Source organism: Basfia succiniciproducens (assembly GCF_011455875.1).
GTDB lineage: Bacteria > Pseudomonadota > Gammaproteobacteria > Enterobacterales > Pasteurellaceae > Basfia > Basfia succiniciproducens.
The window spans coordinates 1335408-1358738 of record NZ_CP015031.1 but is presented as its reverse complement, the minus strand read 5'-3'; the positions used below and the strand labels follow the sequence as shown (position 1 = coordinate 1358738).

Below are 23331 nucleotides of genomic sequence, written 5' to 3'. Positions count from 1 at the left end.
ATACGGCATAATTTTCTATTTATTTAACGGACTACTTAATGCAGCTTATTCGCGGTTTACACAACTTGCGGCGGGATTTCGCCGGTTGTGCGCTCACTATCGGTAATTTTGACGGTGTACATTTAGGGCACCAGGCGATTTTGCAGCATTTGCGTGAAAAAGCCAATCAATTAAAGTTGCCGATGGTGGTGATGCTGTTCGAACCTCAGCCGAGAGAGTATTTCGTGTCTGCCGATGCAAAGCAACAGGCTCCGGCTCGTTTAATGCGTTTACGGGATAAATTGCATTATCTTCAACAACAGGGTGTGGATTACGTAATTTGCGTAAAATTTGACCGCACTTTTGCCAAGCAAGATCCTAATCTGTTTATCGAAACTTATTTAGTCAATCGGCTTCATGTGAAGTTTTTAAGTATTGGTGACGATTTCCGTTTCGGCGCTAATCGCCGAGGGGATTTTTCTTTGCTTGAAAGTGCGGGTAAAAAATACGGATTTTCCGTGGAAGACAACCGCACATTTTCACTGGATAAACTGCGTATCAGCAGTACCGCAATCCGTCATGCGCTGGCGCATGACGATCTCAAAAAAGCGGAAGAACTGCTTGGGCGCGCTTACAGCATTTTCGGCAAAGTCGTGCACGGGCAGAAATTAGGCAGAACCATAGGTTTTCCTACCGCCAATATTCGTTTGCAACGGCAGGTAAATCCGTTGCAAGGCGTATATGCCGTACGTATTCAATGTCCTTGCGGACGGGCTTTTCAAGGGGTTGCCAATATCGGGCAGCGCCCTACGGTGAACGGCGTAGAGCAGCGTTTAGAAGTTCATCTGTTTGATTTTGATGAAAATCTTTACGGGCAAAATATTGCCGTGACTTTTTGTCATAAAATCCGTAATGAAATGAAATTTCCGTCACTTAACGCTCTGAAACAACAAATCGCCCGGGATGTATTAGTGGCGCAACAGTATTTTCGGCAAAACAGTTGATTTTGCTTTAATTCATATAGAAAAAAAGTTATAACTAACCGATTCAGTTTTTAATATCTTAATTTATTACAACGTGGTACGAAAAATGTCTGAACAAAAAGATTACAAAAATACGTTAAACCTGCCGGAAACAGGCTTTCCGATGCGCGGAGACCTGGCTAAACGCGAGCCGGGCATGTTAAAAAATTGGTATGATAACGACCTTTACCAAAAAATCCGTCAATCGTCAAAAGGTAAAAAATCCTTCATTTTGCATGACGGCCCTCCTTATGCCAACGGCAGTATTCATATCGGTCACGCTGTAAATAAAATTTTAAAAGATATTATTATTAAATCTAAAACCGCACTGGGTTTTGACAGCCCTTACATTCCCGGCTGGGACTGCCATGGTTTGCCGATCGAATTAAAAGTGGAAGGTTTGGTGGGTAAGCCGAATCAAAAAATCTCCGCGGCCCAATTCCGTGAAGAATGCCGTAAATATGCGCGCGAGCAAGTGGAAGGGCAGAAAAAAGACTTCATCCGTTTAGGGGTGTTGGGGGATTGGGATAACCCGTATTTAACCATGAATTTTGACACCGAAGCGAATATCATCCGCGCTTTCGGTAAAGCGGTGGCGAACGGTCATTTATATAAAGGTTCAAAACCTGTTCACTGGTGTTTGGATTGCGCCTCTTCATTGGCGGAAGCGGAAGTGGAATATGAAGACAGAACTTCACCTTCAATCTATGTGCGTTTTGCTGCGGCGGACGAAAGTGCGGTGGAAAATAAGTTCGTTTTAACGGAACAAGGCAAGGGTAAATTATCCGCCGTTATCTGGACTACCACGCCTTGGACGTTGCCGTCCAATAAAGCGATTTCTATCAATCCGGAATTAGAATATCAAATCGTACAATTCGGTGACGAACGTTTTATTTTAGCTGCCGAATTAGTGGAAAGCGTCGCTCAGGCGGTTGGCGTTGAAAGCTGGAAAGCGTTAGGCTCGGCTAAAGGTTCCGATTTGGAATTATTGCAATTTAAGCATCCGTTCTATGATTATAACGTGCCGTTTATTTTGGGCGATCACGTCACGCTTGACGGCGGTACCGGCTTGGTTCATACCGCACCGGATCACGGTCAGGACGACTATGTAGTGGCGCGTAAATACAATATCGGCATGGCGGGGTTAATCGGTAATGACGGTAAATTCAATTCTAATGCAAAATTTTTTGCAGGTCTTGGTGTATTTGAGGCTAACGGTAAAGTGCTTGAAAAACTAGACGAAGTGGGCGCATTACTGAAACTGGAAAAAATCCGCCACAGCTATCCGCACTGCTGGCGCCATAAAACCCCGATTATTTTCCGTGCTACCCCGCAATGGTTTATCGGTATGGAAACTCAGGGATTACGCCAACAGGCATTAAGCGAAATTAAAAAAGTACGTTGGATTCCGGATTGGGGTCAGGCACGTATTGAAAAAATGGTGGAAAACCGTCCGGATTGGTGTATTTCCCGTCAACGTACCTGGGGTGTGCCGGTAGCGTTATTTATTCATAAGGAAACCGAGCAGCTGCATCCGCGAACTCTTGAGCTTATCGAAGAAGTGGCAAAACTGGTGGAACGGAAAGGAATTCAGGCCTGGTGGGATTTGGACGCTAAAGATTTGTTAGGCGACGATGCCGCTCATTACAGCAAAGTGCCCGATACTTTAGACGTTTGGTTTGATTCCGGGTCGACCTATTATTCCGTGGTGAAAAACCGTCCTGAATTTAACGGTAAGGAAGCGGATATGTATCTCGAAGGTTCCGACCAACACCGCGGTTGGTTTATGTCGTCACTGATGCTCTCTACGGCTACAGACAATAAAGCGCCTTACAAACAAGTACTGACCCACGGTTTTACGGTGGACGGTCAAGGTCGCAAAATGTCGAAATCTATCGGCAATATTGTGACGCCGCAGGAGGTAATGGATAAATTCGGCGGCGATATTTTACGTTTATGGGTGGCGTCAACGGACTATACCGGTGAAATGACGGTTTCCGACGAAATCTTAAAACGTGCGGCGGATTCCTATCGCCGTATCCGTAATACCGCGCGTTTCTTGTTGGCAAACCTGAATGGTTTTGATCCGAAACGCGATTTGGTACAAGCCCATGAGATGATTTCGTTAGATCGTTGGGCGGTGGATTGCGCTTTCCGGGCACAAGCGGAAATTAAAGAGGCCTATGATAACTATCAGTTCCACACTGTGGTGCAACGTCTCATGAAATTCTGTTCTGTCGAAATGGGTTCATTTTATTTAGATATTATCAAAGACCGTCAATATACCACTAAAGCGGACAGTCTTGCCCGTCGCAGTTGTCAAACCGCTTTATGGCACATTGCGGAAGCCCTTGTACGTTGGATGGCGCCGATTCTGTCTTTTACCGCGGATGAAATTTGGGGTTATCTGCCGGGCGAACGCGGCGAATTCGTATTTACCGAGGAATTTTACGACGGCTTATTTGCTTTAGATGCCTCGGAATCATTGGACGACGCTTACTGGCAACAAGTGATCACCGTGCGCAACGAAGTCAATCGCGTGCTTGAACAAGCCCGTAATGACAAAGTGATTGGCGGCGGTTTGGAAGCGGAAGTGACTATTTTTGCTAACGATGAATACAGTGCATTGCTCAACAAACTGGGCAACGAGTTACGTTTTGTGACTATTACATCAAAAGCAGAAGTGAAAACTTTAGCGGATGCCGATGTTGCGGAAGGCGAAGTAGCGGGATTAGCCATCAAAGCTATCCGTTCCGCTAACCACAAATGTCCGCGTTGCTGGCATTATTCCGACAGCAAAGACGCAAACAGCCTGTGTTCACGTTGCGAAGAAAACGTGAACGGCAATGGTGAAGAGCGTCGTTTTGCGTAATTGATAAATTTGCGGGGCGTGTTATATATTGCGCTGTTGTATGAATTGGGGCGTATGCGGTACGCCCCTATATTTTAGGTAAAAATTTGATGACAAAATCTAAAACCGGTCTATCGTTTTTATGGCTAAGTGCGGTCGCTTTTTTCATTGATCTGCTCACAAAATACATTGTGACGCAAAATTTCGAATTGTATGAAAGCGTAAACATTTTACCGATATTCAATTTAACCTACGCTAGAAATACGGGCGCCGCTTTCAGTTTTCTGGCTGAACACGGCGGCTGGCAAAAATATTTCTTTATTGCACTGGCGCTGGTTATTTCCGCCGTGTTGGTGCATTTGCTGCGAAAAAACAGCGCACGGCAGAAGTTGCAGAATTCCGCTTACGCCCTGATTATCGGCGGAGCGCTTGCCAATATGGCGGATCGCGCTTATAACGGTTTTGTGGTGGATTTTTTCGATTTCTTCTGGCGGGAATGGCATTATCCTGTGTTTAACGTAGCGGATATCGCCATTTGTGTCGGCGTTGGATTATTAATTTTAGACAGCTTTAAAAACGGCGAGAAAAAGGCGGACAAGCAATGAAAATTATTTTAGCCAATCCGCGCGGTTTTTGTGCCGGTGTTGACCGAGCCATCAGTATTGTGGAACTCGCGCTTGAAACTCACGGCGCGCCGATTTATGTGCGCCATGAAGTGGTACATAACCGTTTTGTGGTGAACGGACTGCGTGAACGCGGCGCGGTTTTTGTGGAAGAATTAAACGAAGTACCGGACGGCGCAATTGTGATTTTTTCCGCGCACGGCGTATCTCAGGCGGTACGTCAGGAAGCGAAAAACCGCAACCTGAAAGTGTTTGACGCCACTTGCCCGTTGGTTACAAAAGTGCATATGCAGGTGGCGCGCGCCAGTCGTAAGGGGACAAAGGCTATTCTTATCGGTCATGAGGGTCATCCTGAAGTGCAAGGAACAATGGGGCAGTATGATAACCCGGAAGGCGGTATTTTTCTGGTGGAAAATGTAGAAGATATTGCTAAGTTAGGTTTGAAAGATAACGAAGAATTGACGTTTATGACACAAACCACTTTATCTATTGACGATACTTCCGATGTTATCGCCGCATTAAAAGCAAAATATCCCGCGATTCAAGGACCTCGTAAAAACGATATTTGTTATGCCACTACCAACCGTCAGCAGGCGGTGCGCGAACTTGCCGAACAATCCGATTTGGTGATTGTGGTGGGTTCAAAAAACTCGTCAAATTCGAATCGTTTAGCCGAACTGGCTTCCCGTATGGGTGTGCCGGCAAAATTGATTGATGATTCGAATGATATTGAGCCGGATTGGTTAAAAGGTATAAATACTATCGGCGTCACCGCCGGTGCCTCGGCGCCTGAAGTATTGGTGCAGTCCGTGATTGCCCGTTTAAAAGAACTTGGTGTCGATTCCGTCGAAGAACTTGAAGGTTGTGAGGAAAATACGGTTTTTGAAGTGCCGAAAGAATTACGGATTAAAGAAGTGGGATAACTGCCGTTATTGAAAAATTAACGCTAATTTCTTTTAAAATTCCCGTATTTTTGACCGCACTTTTTTTAATTTTGTGCATCGGATCGAAAAAATATACCGTATTTCTTTGTATGAACCGATTATTCCCTGAAAGTAATGTTGTTGCTACCGAGCAACGTTATTTTAACTTTAAAAGGGAATCGTTAATGAAATTATCAGTAAGAAAATTTTTGCTTAGTTGCTTAGCCGCCGGTTCGTTATTATCTGCCGGAACTGCATTCGCAGCTGATAAAGTGCCGGCTTCTGCAGAAACTCAAGCAATAAAAACTTCCGAAACCGCCAAGCCCGCAGATAATATTGGCAATACGGTGAATATTAATACGGCAACGGCAGAGGAAATTAAGCAAACTTTAATCGGCATTGGCGCAAAAAAAGCGGAAGCTATTATTCAATACCGTGAAAAGCATGGTAATTTTACCAACGTAGAACAATTACTGGAAATACAGGGAATAGGAGAGGCGACTTTGGATAAAAATAAAGATCGGATAAAATTATAAAGATAAAAAAGATAGGGTTCTAAACATAACTTGCTAAAAGCGGAATAGGAATATTCCGCTTTTTTTCTATTCAAGTATAATGATTCGCCTGGGGCTGTTTACAAAAGATAAACAGACTTCCTAATATGAGGAGTACGGATTATGAAACAAAAAATTGTGTTGGCGACGGGTAATAAAGGTAAAGTTCGTGAAATGTCGGATGTGCTGGCGGATTTCGGCTTTGAAGTGGTTGCGCAAACGGATTTAGACATTGAAAGCCCGGAAGAAACCGGATTAACTTTTGTTGAAAATGCATTATTAAAAGCGCGTTATGCCGCTAAAGTTTCGGGCTTACCCGCAATTGCTGACGATAGCGGACTGGTGGTGGAAGCCTTAAACGGCGCGCCGGGATTATATTCCGCCCGTTATGCCGGCATTGACGGCGAAACGGCGGATGCGGAAAACCGCCGTAAGTTATTGCGCGATTTAGCCGATGTGCCGGCCGGCAAACGTCAGGCAAAATTTGTGAGCTGCATTGTAATGTTACGACATGAAACGGATCCTTCGCCGATTATCGCGGAGGGCGAATGCCTCGGTGAAATTATTTTTGCCGAAAAAGGCGAAAACGGATTTGGTTACGACAGCCTGTTCTTCACTCCGGAAAAAGGCTGTACTTTCGCAGAATTAGAAACCGTCGAGAAGAAAAAAATCTCTCACCGCGCCCGCGCATTGGCGGTCTTAAAAAGCAAATTAGGCGCATAAGCGGTTCGTTCATGACAACTCTCGTTCTTCCTCCGCTTAGTTTATATGTGCATATTCCCTGGTGCGTGCAGAAATGTCCTTATTGCGACTTCAATTCTCATGCGCAAAAAGGTGCGATCCCTGAAATCGATTATATCCGTCATTTAGTGACGGATTTGCAGGCGGATCTTCTTCGTTTTAAAGACAGCGTGCAGAATCGCCCGCTACACAGCATTTTCATTGGCGGCGGCACGCCAAGCCTGTTTTCTGCGGAAAGCATTACCTGTTTGTTAACGGAAATAAAAAAACTTATTGATTTTTCACCGCACATTGAAATTACTATGGAAGCCAATCCCGGTACGGTAGAGGCCGAACGATTTCAAGGCTATGTGAAAGCGGGTGTCACCCGGATTTCCATGGGCATACAAAGTTTTAATGATGAAAAACTAAAAGCTTTAGGACGAATTCATAACGCCCGGGAAGCAAAAAGTGCGGTGGAAATTGCCAAAATTTCCGGTTTAAAAAGCTTTAATTTAGATCTTATGCACGGCTTGCCGAATCAAACGCCGGAACAGGCGCTGGACGACCTACGGCAGGCTATCGCATTAAATCCGCCGCATTTGTCCTGGTATCAGCTTACTATTGAGCCTAATACCATGTTTGCTTATCGTCCGCCCGTATTACCGGATGACGACGAGCTCTGGGATATTTTTGAGCGGGGACACCGATTATTAACGGAAGCGGGTTATCGGCAATATGAAACCTCCGCTTATGCCAAACCGGATTTCCAATGCCGACATAACCTAAATTATTGGCGTTTTGGTGATTATCTGGCTGTCGGTTGCGGCGCTCACGGCAAAATGAGCTTCGTCAATGGCGATATTATACGTTACAGCAAGACCAAGCATCCGAAAGGTTATTTACGCGGCGAATATCTTTATGAAGAACGGCTGATTAACAAAGCGGATCGTCCTTTTGAATTTTTTATGAACCGTTTCCGCCTGTTGGAACCCGTACCGAAAACGGAATTCGTGCAATTTACCGGTTTGCCTGAAAGTGCGGTCAAAAAACAAATAGATTGGGCGCTGGAAAAAAATTATATTATTGAAACCGAGTCGACCTGGCAAATTACCGAACGAGGTAAGTTGTTTTTAAATGAATTGCTGGAAGTTTTTTTACCTGATGACTAGGGTCTGTTTATCTTTTATAAATTTTCATAAAACGGACTAAAATTTTTGTAAATTTGTTCTTGTTTATATTTTTGATTGGTATTAAAGTAGGCTTATTATTTCTGCTACGCAAACGTTTACGTATATTGTTTGGTTTTAAATTTATGTGGCGATTTGAATAATAAACAACCCCTAAAAGTGCGGTGTAAAAAACCGTATTTTTTATGCTGAATAAATACCAGGCTTAATTTAAAACTAATCTGAAAAGGATCTCATCATGAATCAACTCGAAATGAAAAAAGTTGCGGCTAAAGCCGCATTACAATTTGTCAAACCGGATATGATTGTCGGGGTAGGGAGCGGTTCAACGGTAAATTGCTTTATTGAAGAATTAGGTGCATTTCGTGATCAAATTAAAGGCGCGGTAGCGGCTTCTAAAGCATCGGAAGAATTATTAAGAAAACAAGGTATTGAGGTTTTCAGTGCCAATGACGTATCGGGTCTGGATATTTATGTAGACGGCGCCGATGAAATCAATCCGCAGAAAATGATGATTAAAGGCGGCGGTGCGGCGTTAACCCGTGAAAAAATCGTTTCGTCTTTGGCGAAAAATTTTATTTGCATTGTCGATAGCAGCAAACAGGTAGATATACTGGGTTCCACTTTCCCGTTGCCGGTAGAAGTGATTCCTATGGCGCGTTCACAAGTCGCCCGTAAATTGGTAGCGTTGGGCGGAAGCCCTGAATGGCGTGAAGGCGTGATTACCGATAACGGTAACGTAATTTTGGACGTGCATAATTTTATTATTATGAATCCTATTGAAATGGAAAAAGAATTGAATAATGTCGCAGGTGTGGTAACAAACGGTATTTTTGCGTTAAATGCGGCGCATACCGTGATTGTCGGCACACCGGACGGTGCTAAAATTATTGAATAATAAATATACAAGGTAGGCAAACATGACTAATAAAGTATCTTTGGATAAATCTAAGATCAAATTTTTACTTCTTGAAGGTGTTCACCAAAACGCATTAGATGTGTTACATGCGGCCGGTTACACTAATATTGAATATCATAAAAAAGCGTTAGAGCCGGATGAACTTAAAGAAGCAATTAAAGAAGCGCACTTTATTGGTTTACGTTCCCGCACAAATTTAACGGCGGATATTCTTGAACATGCGAATAAATTAATCGCTATCGGTTGTTTTTGTATCGGCACCAATCAAGTGGCATTGGAAGCGGCGGAAGAAAAGGGTATTCCCGTATTTAATGCGCCGTTCTCTAATACCCGTTCCGTAGCGGAATTGGTTCTCGGTGAGATTTTGTTATTAATGCGCAATATTCCGGCGGCAAACGCGCAGGTTCACCGCGGTGAATGGAACAAGTCGGCGGCGGGTTCTCATGAAGTTCGCGGTAAGAAATTAGGTATCGTCGGCTACGGTCATATCGGTTCGCAATTAAGTATTATCGCCGAGTCTTTAGGTATGAATGTATTTTTCTACGATGTTGAAACCAAGCTGCCTTTAGGTAATGCGCAGCAAGTTTCCACTTTAGAGGAATTATTAAGTTCCTGCGATATTATTTCATTACATGTACCCGAACTGCCTTCAACAAAGAATTTAATGAGCGCGGAACGTATTGCTCAGTTAAAACCGGGCAGTATTTTAATTAATGCGGCGCGCGGTACGGTTGTTGATATTGATGCGTTAGCCGAAGCGTTAGAACAGGGGAAAATACATGGCGCCGCAATCGACGTATTCCCGAAAGAGCCGGCTTCTGCGGCGGAAGCGTTTGAGTCGCCGTTACGTAAATTCGATAATGTGATTTTAACCCCGCATATCGGCGGTTCAACGGCGGAAGCGCAAGAAAATATCGGCACTGAAGTGGCAAGTAAATTCGTTAAATATTCGGATAACGGTTCAACTCTAAGTGCGGTGAATTTTCCGGAAGTTTCGTTACCGGAACATCGTACGGCAAAACGTATTTTGCACATTCACCATAACCGCCCGGGTATTTTGAATAAAATCAACCAGGTTTTTGTTGATGAAAATATCAACATCGCCGCGCAATATCTGCAAACTGATGCTAAAATCGGTTATGTGGTTATTGATGTAGAAACGGATGACAGTACGGATTTACTGCAAAAACTTAAATCAATCGAGGGTACGATTCGCGCCAGAGTATTGTTTTAATTTTCTTGTTCAGGCGTATTTTTAACCATTTTTAAAATTCAATTAAATTAAGGACTAAGTTTTGTGTTGTATCAGGCTTAGTCTTTTTTTTGTTTTTTACCAAAGCTTTATCAGTATTCTTTGTAAAACAAAACATTAAATCTAATAAAATAAAACATTATTTCAAATTAAGATCTCGATCACATTTTTATAATTAAAACTATGCTACAGTGCCAGCCATTCATTAAACAGACAAGATAATCCCCCTCTAAATTTAAGGAGAATTTTATGACAAATAAAAATTTGGCATCACTTTTTTATTTAGCATTATTTTCAGCATCAAGTGCAGTGGCAGCTGTTAATCCAAGTGATCTTATTTGGAAAAGTGCGGCATTCGGGCAGTCAACGGATCTTAATTTCGGTTCAACAATTTTGCCGGAGAAAGTCGGTGTAAATAAAACGACAGTTGACGGTCATCCCGTTCAGGAAGGGGCGTTGGCGACCAAATTTACCATTGAAAGCCGAGGCGGTAAATTGGCAAATTCCCATGAAGGGGTGACTTATTATTATACAGAACTACCAATTAATACTAACTTTGTTATATCAGCGGATGTGCGGTTGGAACAATTAGGGCCGGAAACCGGTGCAAAACCGAATCGACAAGAAGGTGCGGGTATTATGGTACGTGATATCGTAGGAAAACCTCGTGCTGAACCTCAACCTATGGGCTATGAAGAATTCCCTGCGGCTTCAAATATGGTGATGAATTTATTACGCAGTAATACAAAAGCGCATAACGGGAAGGTAAATATTAACGCATCTTACCGAGAAGGCATTAAAGAACCTTGGGGAACTGCTGGTAATAAGCTGGTTAGAGAAGATTATGCGGAGGGTATTGATTTTGAAAATAACCCCCTTCGTTTAACTCTGGAGAAAAATGATCAGGGTTTTGTAGTGACATATATTCAGGACGGTAAAGAATATAAAAAAGTGTTGGATAAAGTAAATCCCGGTATTTTAGCGAACCAAAATGCGGACAAGCAATATCTGGGCTTTTTTGCTTCCCGTAATGCGAAGATAACTGTGGAAAATGTTGATTTAAAACTCACTGACGGCAAGAAAGTCGAACCGGCAAAATTTACGCCGAAAGCCATGCCTTTAATAGTAAATATTGAGTCTTCAACTAAAGCGACTGGTAGTGATTATGTCTTCCAGGCGAGAGCAAACTATGAAGGTTCGTTTGTTTTACAGCGAGGAAATAAAACATTATTTAAATCACCGGTTGTGAAAGCGGGTGAATATGTTCAACATAAACTAAAACTTAACCAAAATAAAACAGACTTAAAAGTTCAGTTTATTCCAAAAGCAAAATTAAAAGAAAACGGATTCGAACAAAATATCAGTATTGAGAAACATCAGTTACAAAATCCGAAACTGTTGTATGTTGCAACAAACGGCAGTGCAGCAGGCAACGGTTCGGCAGAAAAACCGTTGGATTTAGTGACCGCGCTTGAATTATTGCCGCCGGGCGGAACAATTCAATTGCAACCGGGAGAATATGCCGCGGTGACTTTGGATACAACCATGAGCGGATTAAAAGACTCGCCGAAAACATTAAAAGGAATTGAAGGTAAAGTTAAATTTATCGGTGAAGTGCTTCATAAAGCCAGCTTTTGGAATATGGAAAATATTGAGGTGTCCGGTGCAAGTTTAATTGTTCATGGCAGCCATAATAATTTCAGTCATATTGTCACTCATGGCGCACCGGATACCGGATTCCAAATTACCTCGCCGGAAAAAATCGGCAGATCATTATGGGCAAGCCATAATACTGTAACTGACAGTATCAGTTTTAACAATATGGATGATTCGCAAATTAATGCCGACGGTTTTGCCGCTAAAATGAGAATCGGCGACGGTAACAGCTTTATCCGTTGTATTTCTCACCACAATGTAGATGACGGTTGGGATCTGTTTAATAAAGTGGAAGACGGTCCGAACGGTGTTGTGACTATTAAAGATTCTATTGCCTTTATGAACGGGCAAACCTTGAAGTTAAAGAGTAAGAGCGCTTCTATCGGTAACGGATTTAAATTGGGCGGTGAAGGATTGCCGGTAAATCATGTTATTAAAAACAGCATTTCTTTCCGTAACAATATGGATGGATTTACGGATAATTTCAATCCGGGGACCTTTACCGTGGAAAACAATGTTGCCATTGATAATAAACGCTTTAACTATCTATTCAGAAAAAGTCCTTATGAAAACGGTCCGAAGCAAGGTGTTTTCAAAGACAACCGCTCATTCAGATTCTATCAGGAAAGTAAATATACAGATGTTGTAAACGGTAGCCTGTTGAATAATAATGAGTTTTTAAGCACAACGGAAATGACGCCGGCAAAAACCGAATTATTACAGAAATTGCAGGCATTGAGTAAGGTAGAATTTTCTGAAGATAATACGGGCTTAGAAGAAGTGAAAAAAATTCAAGCTTTATTACGATAATTTTCGTTATCACCGTATCCGAACAGCACCTTAACCGGTGCTGTTTTTTTTAATTTTTTGACCGCACTTTTTTCTTAATTATTATTAAAAGTCAAAATCAATAAAATTTATAAAATTTATTTCTTATAAAAATAAAACAATGTTTTAAATAATAGACTTTGATCACATTTTTTTATTTTTTCTTATGCTAAATTACAGCCCAACAGTAAAACTGATTGGAGAAAAATTATGAATGTTGATTATTTAGTTATGGCTGGTTACTTTGCTTTAATTATAGCAATCAGCTTGTTATTCAAAAAAATGGCAAGTAATAGTACGAGTGACTATTTCCGGGGCGGCGGTAAAATGCTCTGGTGGATGGTAGGTGGGACAGCCTTTATGACGCAATTCTCGGCATGGACCTTTACCGGTGCTGCCGGTAAAGCGTTTAATGACGGTTTATCCGTGATTGCCGTATTCGTCGGTAACATGGTTGCTTATGCCTGTGCTTATTGGTATTTTGCAAGACGCTTCAGACAAATGCGGGTCGATACGCCGACAGAAGCAATCGGACGTCGTTTCGGTACAAGTAATGAGCAATTTTTTACCTGGGTGATCATTCCGCTTAGCGTAATTAATGCCGGTGTATGGCTAAACGGTTTATCCGTATTTGCTTCGGCCGTATTTGATGCGGATATCACCATGACTATCTATGTAACGGGGATTTCAGTATTAATTATTTCATTATTGAGTGGTGCCTGGGGCGTTGTGGCTTCAGACTTCGTGCAAATGCTTGTTGTTGCCGTTATTTCTGTGGCTTGTGCGGTTGTCGGTTTGGTTGTGATTGGCGGACCGGGTGAAATTATTGATCGTTTCCCTGGCGGATTTGTATCCGGCCCGGATATGAACTATCCACTTATTTTAATTTGTACCTTCCTTTTCTTTATTGTGAAACAGTTACAAAGTATCAACAATATGCAGGATTCTTATCGTTTTTTAAATGCGAAAGATTCTAAAAATGCGAGTAAAGCGGCAATTTTTGCACTGCTATTAATGCTTGTCGGTACAATTATCTGGTTCATTCCGCCTTGGGTAACGGCAATTATTTATCCTGAAGCGGCTTCACTTTATCCGCAATTAGGTAAGAAAGCGTCGGACGCAGTTTACCTTGTATTTGCCAAAAACGTTATGCCGGCAGGCACGATCGGTTTACTGATGGCGGGTTTATTTGCTGCGACAATGTCTTCAATGGACTCCGCATTAAACCGTAACTCAGGCGTATTTGTCCGTAGTTTTTATGCACCGATTATTCGCAAAGGTAAAGCCGATGACAAAGAATTATTACGTGCAGGCCAAATCGTATGTGTAATTAACGGTATTTTAGTAATCCTAATGGCGCAATTCTTTAACTCATTAAAACACTTAAGTCTATTCGATTTAATGATGCAAGTTGCAACCTTATTACAATCACCGATTCTGGTTCCGTTATTCCTAGCGATTATTATTCGTAAAACACCTAAATGGGCGCCTTGGGCAACAGTATTATTCGGTATGTTCGTGTCATGGTCTGTGGTAAAAGTCTTTACACCGGAATATGTTGCAAGCTGGTTTGGTGTTGAAGATTTAACTAAACGTGAAATTTCCGAATTAAAAGTCATTATTACCATTGCGGCGCACTTAATTTTCACCGCCGGTTTCTTCTGCTTAACCACATTATTCTATAATGAAGCGAAAGATACCAATAATGAAAGAAGAATAGCATTCTTTAAAGATGTGGATGCCGAGTGTGTAGCCGAAGAAGGTCAAGATGAAATCGACCGTTTACAACGCAAAAAATTAAGTACGTTGGTTATGTTAATGGCGGCAGGTCTTCTATTGATGATTCTTATTCCGAATCCTTTATGGGGTAGAGCCTTATTTGCTTGCTGTTCATTGGCTATCTTTGCAGTGGGATACGGTTTGAAACGAAGCGCGGAAGTATAACGAATTGATTTAACTTATAGCAATAGATGGGTATAAATCGCCCATTTATTGTCTTTTCTTAGCAGATGGAGGTCGTAATTATGGCGAAAGGGAAGAAAATTCAACTTACTTTTGAATCCTTTATTGATTCGGATACTAATGTAAAAGTAACACGATTAACACCAAAAGACGTGACTTGTCACCGCAATTATTTTTACCAAAAGTGTTTCACTCAAGACGGCAAAAAATTGCTTTTTGCAGGAGATTTTGACGGCAACCGCAATTATTATTTACTTGATCTTCAGAGTCAGGAAGCTATTCAGTTAACCGAAGGAAAAGGCGATAATACATTCGGCGGCTTTATTTCCCATGATGATAAATTCTTTTTCTATGTGAAAAATGAATCAAGTTTGCGTAAAGTGGATTTAGCAACTTTAGAAGAAAAAGTGATTTATACCGTAGATGAAAACTGGAAAGGCTACGGTACATGGGTGGCAAATTCCGATTGTACGAAATTGGTCGGTATTGAAATCTTAAAATCCTGCTGGCAACCATTAACGGATTGGGATAAGTTTAAAGCTTTCTATCATACCAATCCTACTTGCCGATTAATTAAAGTTGATATTTTAACCGGTGATTTAGAGGTGGTTCTTCAAGATAACGTCTGGTTAGGACACCCGACTTATCGCCCGTTTGATGACAGTATTGTCGGTTTTTGCCATGAAGGCCCGCATGATTTAGTGGATGCCAGAATGTGGTTTGTTAATGAAGACGGCACAAATGTGCGCAAAGCGAAAGAACATCAAGAAGGTGAGTCCTGTACCCATGAATTTTGGGTGCCGGACGGCTCAAAAATGATCTACGTTTCTTATTTCAAAGGGCAGACCGAACGAGTAATTTACAGTGTGGATCCTAATACATTGGAAAATACGCGCCTGATTACCATGCCGCCTTGCTCTCATTTAATGAGTAATTTTAATGGTAATCTGCTTATTGGCGACGGTTGCGATTCTCCGGTGGATGTAGCGGATAGCGACAGTTATAACATTGAAAACGATCCGTTTTTGTACCTGTTCAATATTGAAAAACAACGTACCGTTAAATTGGCTAAGCATAGTTCTTCCTGGCAGGTATTGGATGGTGATCGTCAGATTACGCACCCTCATCCTTCTTTTAATCCCGATGACTCCGCCGTATTATTCGGTAGTGATTTTGAAGGGAGACCGGCGATTTATTTAGCGGATATCAGCCAATTAAAAGATTAATCTAAGCTCAAAAGTGCGGTCAAAAAATCGAAAATTTTAACCGCACTTTTAATTTATATGCATTTTAAAGGAAATAAAAAAACCGCTCATAGAGAGCGGTTTTGTTTGGAATTTAACTAAAGATTAGCCTTTGTAGTTGTAGATGTGAGCTACTAAGTCTAATACTTTGTTTGAGTAACCAGTTTCGTTATCGTACCAAGATACTAATTTAACGAAAGAATCTGTTAATGCGATACCAGCGTCAGCATCGAATACGGAAGTTAACGCACAACCGTTGAAGTCTGTAGAAACAACTGCGTCTTCAGTGTAACCTAAAACGCCTTTTAATTCACCGTTGAAAGTTTTACCTTCAGCCGCATCTTTAATTGCTTGTTTGATTGTTTCGTATGAAGCAGGTTTTTCAAGGTTAACGGTTAAGTCAACAACAGAAACGTTTGGAGTAGGTACGCGGAAAGCCATACCTGTTAATTTGCCGTTTAATGCAGGTAATACTTTACCTACCGCTTTTGCAGCACCGGTTGAAGACGGGATGATGTTTTGGGAAGCACCACGACCACCGCGCCAGTCTTTAGCAGACGGACCATCTACGGTTTTTTGAGTTGCTGTAGTTGCGTGAACGGTTGTCATTAAACCGTCTTTGATACCGAAAGTTTCGTGAACAACACGTGCTAAAGGTGCTAAGCAGTTTGTTGTGCAAGATGCGTTAGAAACGATGTCTTGACCCGCATAAGCTGAGAAGTTTACACCGCGAACGAACATTGGAGTCGCATCTTTAGAAGGACCTGTCATTACAACTTTTTTAGCGCCAGCAGTAATGTGTTTACGAGCAGTTTCGTCAGTTAAGAATAAACCTGTTGCTTCAACAGCGATATCAACACCGATTGCACCCCAGTTTAAGTTTGCAGGGTCACGTTCGGCAGTTACGCGGATTGTTTTACCGTTAACTACTAAGTTACCGTCTTTAACTTCAACCGAACCATCGAAACGACCGTGAGTTGAATCGTATTTTAACATGTATGCCATGTATTCTACGTCGATTAAATCGTTAATACCTACAACTTCGATGTCATCGCGAGTTTGTGCAGCACGGAATACGATACGACCGATACGGCCGAAACCATTGATACCAATTTTAATTGCCATAAGATTTTCACCTATAATATTTAAGTTAAACAAAATTATCACGGGTCATCAAAATATTATTATTTCAACTATCCGTCATTTTGAAATTATAGCACGATTTCTTTTATATTCGAAACTAGACTATGCGCTAAACTATAACAGATAACTTTTTTGTGATCCATGTCAATATTTAACGCTATGAAATTTAACAAAATGAGTATTGACAAATGGTTTTCTGTCGTTCTTTATTCGTCTTTGAAATTCCGCTAAAAAGAACCGCACTTTTTAGCTGATTTCTTTATCAATTATGGGCATAATACTAAGGTCTATTTAGTGAGGTTAAGTTATGTCGCAAGGTAATTTATATATTCTTTCCGCGCCCAGTGGTGCCGGTAAATCTTCTCTTATTTCCGCACTGTTGGAGCAAGATCAGGCAAACACAATGATGGTTTCCGTTTCCCATACTACGCGACAGCCTCGTCCGGGCGAAGAAAACGGCGTCCACTATCACTTTGTTTCCGTGGAAGAATTCGAGTTACTGATTAACGAAGGTGCTTTTTTAGAGTATGCGAAAGTATTCGGCGGAAATTATTACGGTACATCATTACCTACTATTGAAAAAAATCTTGCGCAGGGAATTGACGTATTCTTAGATATCGACTGGCAGGGCGCGCAGCAAATCCGCAAGAAAGTGCCTTCGGTGAAAAGTATTTTTATTTTGCCTCCGTCGTTAGGCGAATTGGAAAAGCGTTTAATCGGGCGAGGGCAAGACAGTGCCGAAGTTATTGCGGATCGCATGTCAAAAGCGATGGATGAGATTTCTCACTATAATGAATATGATTATGTGATTATTAATGACGATTTTACCCGGGCGTTGGCGGATTTAGTTCATATTTTAAGGGCGGAAAAATTGACTTTGGCTTATCAAACAGAGCAAAATCAAGCCTTAATTAATCAATTACTAGCAAAATAAGCGGTATTTTAGTATCATTAACAACCCTATTATTTTTAACCCTTTTAATTAAACTCATGGAGTAAAATATGGCTCGTGTAACAGTGCAAGATGCTGTTGAAAAAATTGGCAACCGTTTTGATTTAATCTTAACTGCGGCGCGCCGTGCAAGACAATTACAGTTGCACGTTCGTGAACCTTTAGTGCCGGAAGATAATGATAAACCGACAGTTATCGCATTACGTGAAATTGAAAAAGGTTTAATTGATAATAATATTATGAACGCGCAGGAACGTCAGGAAGCGCTAGAGCAGGAAAAAGTGGAATTAAACGCTGTTTCTTTATTATCTGAATAATTTTTTATTTTTAATTATCGGCTCGTTATCTGAATTTTTAGTAAGAAGGTAGGTGTCCCTTGTATCTTTTTGAACCGTTAAACAAGATTATCCAGGGCTATTTACCCTCAGAACATATTGATTTAATAAAACGCGCTTTTGTTATTGCGCGAGATGCTCACGAGGGGCAATTCCGTTCCAGTGGCGAGCCATACATCACCCATCCTGTGGCGGTAGCGTCAATTATTGCGGAAATGCGTTTAGACCATGAGGCAATCATGGCGGCATTGTTGCATGATGTTATTGAAGACACGCCTTATACTGAAGAACAACTAACCACAGAATTCGGCAAAAGTGTTGCCGAAATTGTGGAAGGTGTTTCAAAACTCGATAAATTAAAATTCCGAACCCGTCAGGAAGCGCAGGCCGAAAGTTTCCGTAAGATGATTCTCGCTATGACGAAAGATATTCGCGTGGTTTTAATCAAGCTTGCCGACCGCACGCATAATATGCGTACGCTCGGTTCGTTGCGCCCGGATAAACGTCGCCGCATTGCAAAAGAAACGCTGGAAATTTACAGCCCGTTGGCACATCGTCTCGGTATTGAAAAAGTAAAAAACGAATTGGAAGATTTGTGCTTTCAAGCCATGCATCCGCAACGTTATGCCGTATTAAATAAAGTTATTCAGGTGGCGCGTAATACCCGACAGGAGTTAGTGCATCCTATTTTGGTGACGATTCAGCAGCGTTTGGAAGAAGTCGGAATTAACGCACAGGTTTTTAGTGAAGAAAAACCGCTTTTTTATATTTATCAAAATATGCGGTTGAGAAATCAACAGTTTCGTTCAATTATGGATATTTCTAATTTCCGTATAATTGTTGATTCTATTGATAATTGTTACCGTGTCCTCGGGCAAATGCACCAATTGTTTAAACCTCGTCCGGGGCAAATTAAAGATTATATTGCAGTGCCGAAAGCAAATGGTTATCAGGCTTTACATACTTCGACTATCGGTCCGCATGGCGTGGCGGTTGAAATTCAGATTCGTACGGAGGAAATGAATTTAATCGCGGAATTAGGTGTGACCGCTCATTGGGTTTATAAACCGGGCGGTAAAAATGATACGACAACGGCACAAATTAAAGCGCAACATTGGCTACAAAGCATTATTGAGCTGCAACAAAGTGCAGGTAATTCTTTCGAATTTATTGAAAGCGTAAAATCAGATCTCTTTTCCGATGAAATTTACGTATTCACGCCGAAAGGCAGAATTATCGAATTGCCGGCGGGGGCGACGCCTATTGACTTTGCTTATGCGGTTCATACCAGTATCGGCAGTACCTGTGTCGGAGCAAAAGTGGATCGCGAAACTTACCCGTTATCACAAGCGTTGCGTTCGGGACAGACCGTTGAAGTTATTACGTCACCTAATGCGACACCAAACGCTAACTGGCTGAATTTTGTGGTAACCGGGCGCGCTCGGGCGAAAATCCGCCAAACCTTAAAAACTTTGCGTCTTGAAGAAGCAATTAATTTAGGCAGATATCAATTACTTCACGCTTTAGCGGGTAAACATCTTGAAGATTTGGATCCGGCAATAGTTCATCATGTTTTAACTGAATTAAATCTGGATACAATGGATGACTTATTGGCGGAAGTCGGATTAGGTAATCAACTGAGTACAGTTATTGCCCGTCGTTTGCAAGGTGAAAGTCTCGCTATCTATACGGATATTGAAGAAGTTAACAATCAGGAACGCTTACCTATTAAAGGTATGGACGGATTATTGGTCAACTTTGCTAAATGCTGCCATCCGATTCCGGGCGATTCAATTGTAGCTTATGCCAATCCTGGTAAGGGGCTTGTCGTACACCATGAAAATTGTCGCAATTTAAAGAAACGGACGACACAATCCGTCCCGTTTATTAAAGTTGAATGGGAACAGTGTGATCATTCTGCGGAGTTTGAAGCCGAGCTACATATTAATATGGTTGCTCAGCAAGGTGCATTGGCCAATCTAACGGCGGCGATATCGGCGGCACAAAGTAATATTCATAGCATTTGGACGGAAGAAAGTGAAGGTCGTATTTGTCATGTGACGTTGACCTTAAGTGCGAAAGATACCAAACATCTTGCCAATATCATGCGTAAAATTAAAAGTCTTTCCGGCGTACAGTCTGTCGAACGCAATATCAACGAATAGATCGCATGACAACTCAACTTCTTGATGCAATACCTCTCACATCACTTTCCGGTGTGGGAGCTGCTGTTTCTGCCAAGTTAAGCAAAATCGGTATTAATAATTTACAGGATTTGCTTTTCCATCTTCCCATTCGTTATGAAGATCGTACAAGAATTACGCCTATTTCAGATCTCCGCCCGGAGCAATACGCAACGATTGAAGGTATTGTTCAAACTTGTGAGATTCAATTTGGCCGTCGCCCGATTTTAACGGTAAGTTTGTCTGACGGCACCTCGAAAATTATGTTGCGTTTCTTTAATTTTAATGCGGGAATGCGTAATGGTTTTCAACTGGGTGCTCGCGTCAAAGTGTTCGGTGAAGTAAAACGCGGCCGTTTCATGGCCGAAATTCACCATCCCGAATACCAAATTATTAGGGATAAGCAACCGCTTCAATTAGAAGAAAATCTCACGCCGATTTACTCCGCGACGGAAGGATTAAAGCAAAATTCATTACGTAAACTGACTGATCAGGCATTGGAACTGCTTGATAAAATTCAAATCGCAGAAATTTTACCTGATCAATTTAATCCTTATCCCTTTAGCTTGAAAGAGGCGATTCGCTTTTTACACCGTCCGCCGCCGGATGTGTCCGTTGAAAGCCTTGAAAAGGGCGCCCATCCCGCACAAGTGCGGTTAATTTTCGAAGAATTATTGGCGCATAATCTCGCCATGCAAAAAGTGCGGTTAGGAACTCAGCAATTTCAAGCGCTGCCTTTACATTTTCAGACGGATCTTAAACAACGATTTTTGGCAACACTGCCTTTTGAACCGACGAATGCCCAGGTTAGAGTGACACAAGATATTGAGCGGGATCTCGCAAAAGATTATCCGATGATGCGGTTAGTGCAGGGGGATGTCGGTTCGGGCAAAACCTTAGTCGCCGCTTTAGCTGCGTTAACTGCCATTGATAACGGTAAGCAGGTCGCACTAATGGCGCCCACTGAGATTCTGGCTGAACAACATGCCGAAAATTTCCGCCGTTGGTTCGAACCTTTCGGTATTGAAGTCGGTTGGCTAGCCGGAAAGGTGAAAGGCAAGGCGCGTCAATCGGAACTTGAACGGATAAAAAATGCTGAAGTTCAAATGGTGGTGGGGACTCATGCGTTATTCCAGGAAGAAGTAGCGTTTTCCGATCTCGCATTAGTCATTATTGACGAACAACATCGATTCGGTGTTCATCAGCGTTTACTGTTGCGGGAAAAAGGTGAAAAAGCAGGTAATTATCCGCATCAATTGATCATGACGGCAACACCGATTCCACGTACTCTCGCGATGACGGTATATGCGGATTTAGATACGTCAATTATCGATGAATTGCCGCCGGGTCGTACGCCTATTAAAACAATTGTTGTATCGGAAGAACGCAGAGCGGAAATTGTTGCTCGAGTGCATAACGCTTGTACTAATGAGAACCGCCAAGTATATTGGGTTTGTACGTTAATTGACGAAAGCGAGGTGCTAGAGGCACAAGCCGCCGAGGCAACGGCGGAAGATTTGCATCGCGCTTTACCGCATTTGCGTATAGGTCTGGTTCATGGCCGAATGAAACCGGCAGAAAAACAGGCTATTATGGCAAGTTTCAAAGCGGCGGAACTCGATCTTTTAGTGGCGACTACGGTAATTGAAGTGGGGGTGGATGTGCCGAATGCAAGTTTAATGATTATTGAAAATGCTGAACGCCTGGGATTATCTCAGCTGCATCAATTGCGCGGGCGTGTCGGACGGGGAAGCACCGCTTCATTTTGCGTACTCATGTATAAGCCGCCGCTGGGAAAAATTTCACAAAAGCGTTTACAGGTTTTACGTGAAAGCCAAGACGGATTTGTTATCTCGGAAAAGGACTTGGAAATTCGTGGTCCGGGCGAAGTACTTGGAACAAAACAAACTGGTATCGCAGAATTTAAAGTGGCAAATTTAATGCGCGATCGTAAAATGATTCCGACCGTCCAACATTATGCGCGCCGGCTTATTGTGGAATATCCTGATGTGGCTGATACATTAATTAAGCGCTGGTTGAATAACAGGGAAATTTATAGTAACGCTTGATACTCGTCTTCCGAGCAAAAGTGCGGTAAAAAATTCGAGAATTTTAACGGATTGATTATGAATACAGAAATAAAACCGACAATCCTATTTTTTGATTCCGGTGTAGGCGGATTCAGTGTTTACAAGGAAGTCAAACAATTATTGCCAAACGCACATTATCTCTATTGCTTTGACAATGCCTTTTTTCCCTATTCTGAAAAAAGTGAAGAAGTCATCATTGAACGCACATTAACCGTATGCAAAAAAATCAATGAACAATATCCCTTAGATGCGATTGTAATTGCATGTAATACGGCAAGTACGGTTGTTCTTCCCACTTTGCGACAACATTTTGCCATTCCTATTATCGGCACCGTTCCGGCTATTAAACCGGCGGCGGAAAAATCTCAGACCAAGCATATCGGCTTGCTCGCAACAAAAGGCACCGTTAAACGCACTTATGTAACCTCGCTTATTGAGCGTTATGCGCAAGATTGTATTGTTGAAAAAATAGGCTCAACAAAATTAGCCGAGATTGCCGAAAGAAAACTTCATGGCGAATCAGTTGATCTAATTGCATTAAGAAACGAACTAACCCCATGGATACAATTAAGCGATTTAGACAGCGTTATTTTGGGATGTACTCATTTCCCATTGATAAAAGAAGAAATTCAATTATGTTTACCGCAAGTCAAATTTTATTTTGAACCCGGTACGGCAATAGCGAAAAGAGTATTTGATTTATTAGCCGGCATAACGCCAAAGGATAAAACGGAAACGGATAATTGCATTTTTTACACAAAACATTTTGAGCTGGAAGATAAATTTATCCAAGCACTTCGCTTCTGGGGATTTAAAAATTTAAAATTATTATCTATCTTAGAGTGAAAATTCGGCTAATTATAGCTAATAATTGGTGTTTTAGTATAAAAGATAATCAGTTGAAA

At 41.8% G+C, this 23331-nt stretch carries 18 protein-coding genes; 17 read left to right on the top strand and 1 reads right to left on the bottom strand.

Translation table 11 applies throughout. The annotated features are described in order from the left end of the window. Nucleotides 1–38 precede the first annotated feature (38 nt). From ribF to A4G13_RS06040, 12 genes are all read left to right on the top strand, one after another. Nucleotides 39–983 carry a bifunctional riboflavin kinase/FAD synthetase gene (ribF, locus tag A4G13_RS06095; RefSeq protein ID WP_011200918.1) on the top strand — a complete coding sequence of 315 codons (945 nt, stop codon included), beginning with the start codon at nucleotides 39–41 and terminating at the stop codon, nucleotides 981–983. 85 nt (nucleotides 984–1068) lie between these two features. Further along, entirely contained in the window at nucleotides 1069–3873 is a 2805-nt protein-coding gene (gene ileS, locus A4G13_RS06090) for an isoleucine--tRNA ligase (RefSeq protein ID WP_090656472.1), read from the top strand. Between the two features lie 89 nt (nucleotides 3874–3962). Beyond that, on the top strand, nucleotides 3963–4457 hold the full coding sequence (lspA, locus tag A4G13_RS06085; protein WP_090656469.1) for a signal peptidase II: 495 nt from the start codon (nucleotides 3963–3965) through the stop codon (nucleotides 4455–4457). Further along, nucleotides 4454–5398, top strand: a complete 945-nt coding sequence (ispH, locus tag A4G13_RS06080; RefSeq protein WP_090656466.1) for a 4-hydroxy-3-methylbut-2-enyl diphosphate reductase — start codon at nucleotides 4454–4456, stop codon at nucleotides 5396–5398. Before lspA ends, ispH begins: the two co-directional genes overlap by 4 nt. A 185-nt stretch (nucleotides 5399–5583) precedes the next feature. Continuing rightward, on the top strand, nucleotides 5584–5934 hold the full coding sequence (locus tag A4G13_RS06075; protein WP_041639938.1) for a ComEA family DNA-binding protein: 351 nt from the start codon (nucleotides 5584–5586) through the stop codon (nucleotides 5932–5934). A 141-nt stretch (nucleotides 5935–6075) separates the two neighbouring features. Then, entirely contained in the window at nucleotides 6076–6675 is a 600-nt protein-coding gene (gene rdgB / locus A4G13_RS06070; protein WP_090656463.1) for an RdgB/HAM1 family non-canonical purine NTP pyrophosphatase, read from the top strand. Nucleotides 6676–6686: 11 nt separating this feature from the next. Further along, entirely contained in the window at nucleotides 6687–7844 is a 1158-nt protein-coding gene (hemW, locus tag A4G13_RS06065; RefSeq protein WP_090656462.1) for a radical SAM family heme chaperone HemW, read from the top strand. A 256-nt stretch (nucleotides 7845–8100) separates the two neighbouring features. After that, nucleotides 8101–8760, top strand: a complete 660-nt coding sequence (rpiA, locus tag A4G13_RS06060) for a ribose-5-phosphate isomerase RpiA (RefSeq protein WP_090656459.1) — start codon at nucleotides 8101–8103, stop codon at nucleotides 8758–8760. A 22-nt stretch (nucleotides 8761–8782) separates the two neighbouring features. Then, nucleotides 8783–10015, top strand: a complete 1233-nt coding sequence (gene serA / locus A4G13_RS06055) for a phosphoglycerate dehydrogenase (RefSeq protein ID WP_011200909.1) — start codon at nucleotides 8783–8785, stop codon at nucleotides 10013–10015. 267 nt (nucleotides 10016–10282) lie between these two features. Next, entirely contained in the window at nucleotides 10283–12499 is a 2217-nt protein-coding gene (locus A4G13_RS06050) for a right-handed parallel beta-helix repeat-containing protein (RefSeq protein ID WP_090656456.1), read from the top strand. Nucleotides 12500–12727: 228 nt separating this feature from the next. Then, entirely contained in the window at nucleotides 12728–14461 is a 1734-nt protein-coding gene (locus A4G13_RS06045) for a sodium:solute symporter family protein (RefSeq protein WP_090656454.1), read from the top strand. Nucleotides 14462–14541: 80 nt separating this feature from the next. Beyond that, nucleotides 14542–15705, top strand: a complete 1164-nt coding sequence (locus A4G13_RS06040; protein ID WP_090656451.1) for an oligogalacturonate lyase family protein — start codon at nucleotides 14542–14544, stop codon at nucleotides 15703–15705. Between the two features lie 123 nt (nucleotides 15706–15828). Here the strand turns inward: A4G13_RS06040 and gap are convergent, their stop codons facing one another. Then, nucleotides 15829–16848 carry a type I glyceraldehyde-3-phosphate dehydrogenase gene (gene gap / locus A4G13_RS06035; protein ID WP_041639932.1) on the bottom strand — a complete coding sequence of 340 codons (1020 nt, stop codon included), beginning with the start codon at nucleotides 16846–16848 and terminating at the stop codon, nucleotides 15829–15831. A gap of 325 nt (nucleotides 16849–17173) precedes the next feature. Between gap and gmk the strand changes: the two genes are divergently transcribed. The 5 genes from gmk to murI all read left to right on the top strand — a co-directional run bounded on the left by gmk (nucleotide 17174) and on the right by murI (nucleotide 23272). Then, on the top strand, nucleotides 17174–17800 hold the full coding sequence (gmk, locus tag A4G13_RS06030; RefSeq protein WP_090656448.1) for a guanylate kinase: 627 nt from the start codon (nucleotides 17174–17176) through the stop codon (nucleotides 17798–17800). A 68-nt stretch (nucleotides 17801–17868) separates the two neighbouring features. Further along, entirely contained in the window at nucleotides 17869–18135 is a 267-nt protein-coding gene (rpoZ, locus tag A4G13_RS06025) for a DNA-directed RNA polymerase subunit omega (RefSeq protein ID WP_011200903.1), read from the top strand. Between the two features lie 59 nt (nucleotides 18136–18194). Further along, the gene (gene spoT / locus A4G13_RS06020) at nucleotides 18195–20318 is read left to right on the top strand and encodes a bifunctional GTP diphosphokinase/guanosine-3',5'-bis pyrophosphate 3'-pyrophosphohydrolase (RefSeq protein WP_090656445.1); all 2124 of its coding nucleotides are present in this window, start codon (nucleotides 18195–18197) and stop codon (nucleotides 20316–20318) included. Between the two features lie 5 nt (nucleotides 20319–20323). After that, nucleotides 20324–22405 (top strand): ATP-dependent DNA helicase RecG, encoded by a 2082-nt coding sequence (gene recG, locus A4G13_RS06015; protein ID WP_090656442.1) that lies wholly within the window; start codon nucleotides 20324–20326, stop codon nucleotides 22403–22405. A gap of 57 nt (nucleotides 22406–22462) precedes the next feature. Beyond that, the gene (gene murI / locus A4G13_RS06010; RefSeq protein ID WP_041639929.1) at nucleotides 22463–23272 is read left to right on the top strand and encodes a glutamate racemase; all 810 of its coding nucleotides are present in this window, start codon (nucleotides 22463–22465) and stop codon (nucleotides 23270–23272) included. The last annotated feature ends 59 nt before the right edge of the window (nucleotides 23273–23331 follow it).

Excerpts from the sequence above, each read along its gene's own strand:
- ribF (WP_011200918.1), top strand. The coding sequence starts at position 39 with ATGCAGCTTATTCGCGGTTTACACAACTTGCGGCGGGATTTCGCCGGT.
- ileS (WP_090656472.1), top strand. The coding sequence starts at position 1,069 with ATGTCTGAACAAAAAGATTACAAAAATACGTTAAACCTGCCGGAAACA.
- lspA (WP_090656469.1), top strand. The coding sequence starts at position 3,963 with ATGACAAAATCTAAAACCGGTCTATCGTTTTTATGGCTAAGTGCGGTC.
- ispH (WP_090656466.1), top strand. The coding sequence starts at position 4,454 with ATGAAAATTATTTTAGCCAATCCGCGCGGTTTTTGTGCCGGTGTTGAC.
- A4G13_RS06075 (WP_041639938.1), top strand. The coding sequence starts at position 5,584 with ATGAAATTATCAGTAAGAAAATTTTTGCTTAGTTGCTTAGCCGCCGGT.
- rdgB (WP_090656463.1), top strand. The coding sequence starts at position 6,076 with ATGAAACAAAAAATTGTGTTGGCGACGGGTAATAAAGGTAAAGTTCGT.
- hemW (WP_090656462.1), top strand. The coding sequence starts at position 6,687 with ATGACAACTCTCGTTCTTCCTCCGCTTAGTTTATATGTGCATATTCCC.
- rpiA (WP_090656459.1), top strand. The coding sequence starts at position 8,101 with ATGAATCAACTCGAAATGAAAAAAGTTGCGGCTAAAGCCGCATTACAA.
- serA (WP_011200909.1), top strand. The coding sequence starts at position 8,783 with ATGACTAATAAAGTATCTTTGGATAAATCTAAGATCAAATTTTTACTT.
- A4G13_RS06050 (WP_090656456.1), top strand. The coding sequence starts at position 10,283 with ATGACAAATAAAAATTTGGCATCACTTTTTTATTTAGCATTATTTTCA.
- A4G13_RS06045 (WP_090656454.1), top strand. The coding sequence starts at position 12,728 with ATGAATGTTGATTATTTAGTTATGGCTGGTTACTTTGCTTTAATTATA.
- A4G13_RS06040 (WP_090656451.1), top strand. The coding sequence starts at position 14,542 with ATGGCGAAAGGGAAGAAAATTCAACTTACTTTTGAATCCTTTATTGAT.
- gap (WP_041639932.1), bottom strand. The coding sequence starts at position 16,848 with ATGGCAATTAAAATTGGTATCAATGGTTTCGGCCGTATCGGTCGTATC.
- gmk (WP_090656448.1), top strand. The coding sequence starts at position 17,174 with ATGTCGCAAGGTAATTTATATATTCTTTCCGCGCCCAGTGGTGCCGGT.
- rpoZ (WP_011200903.1), top strand. The coding sequence starts at position 17,869 with ATGGCTCGTGTAACAGTGCAAGATGCTGTTGAAAAAATTGGCAACCGT.
- recG (WP_090656442.1), top strand. The coding sequence starts at position 20,324 with ATGACAACTCAACTTCTTGATGCAATACCTCTCACATCACTTTCCGGT.
- murI (WP_041639929.1), top strand. The coding sequence starts at position 22,463 with ATGAATACAGAAATAAAACCGACAATCCTATTTTTTGATTCCGGTGTA.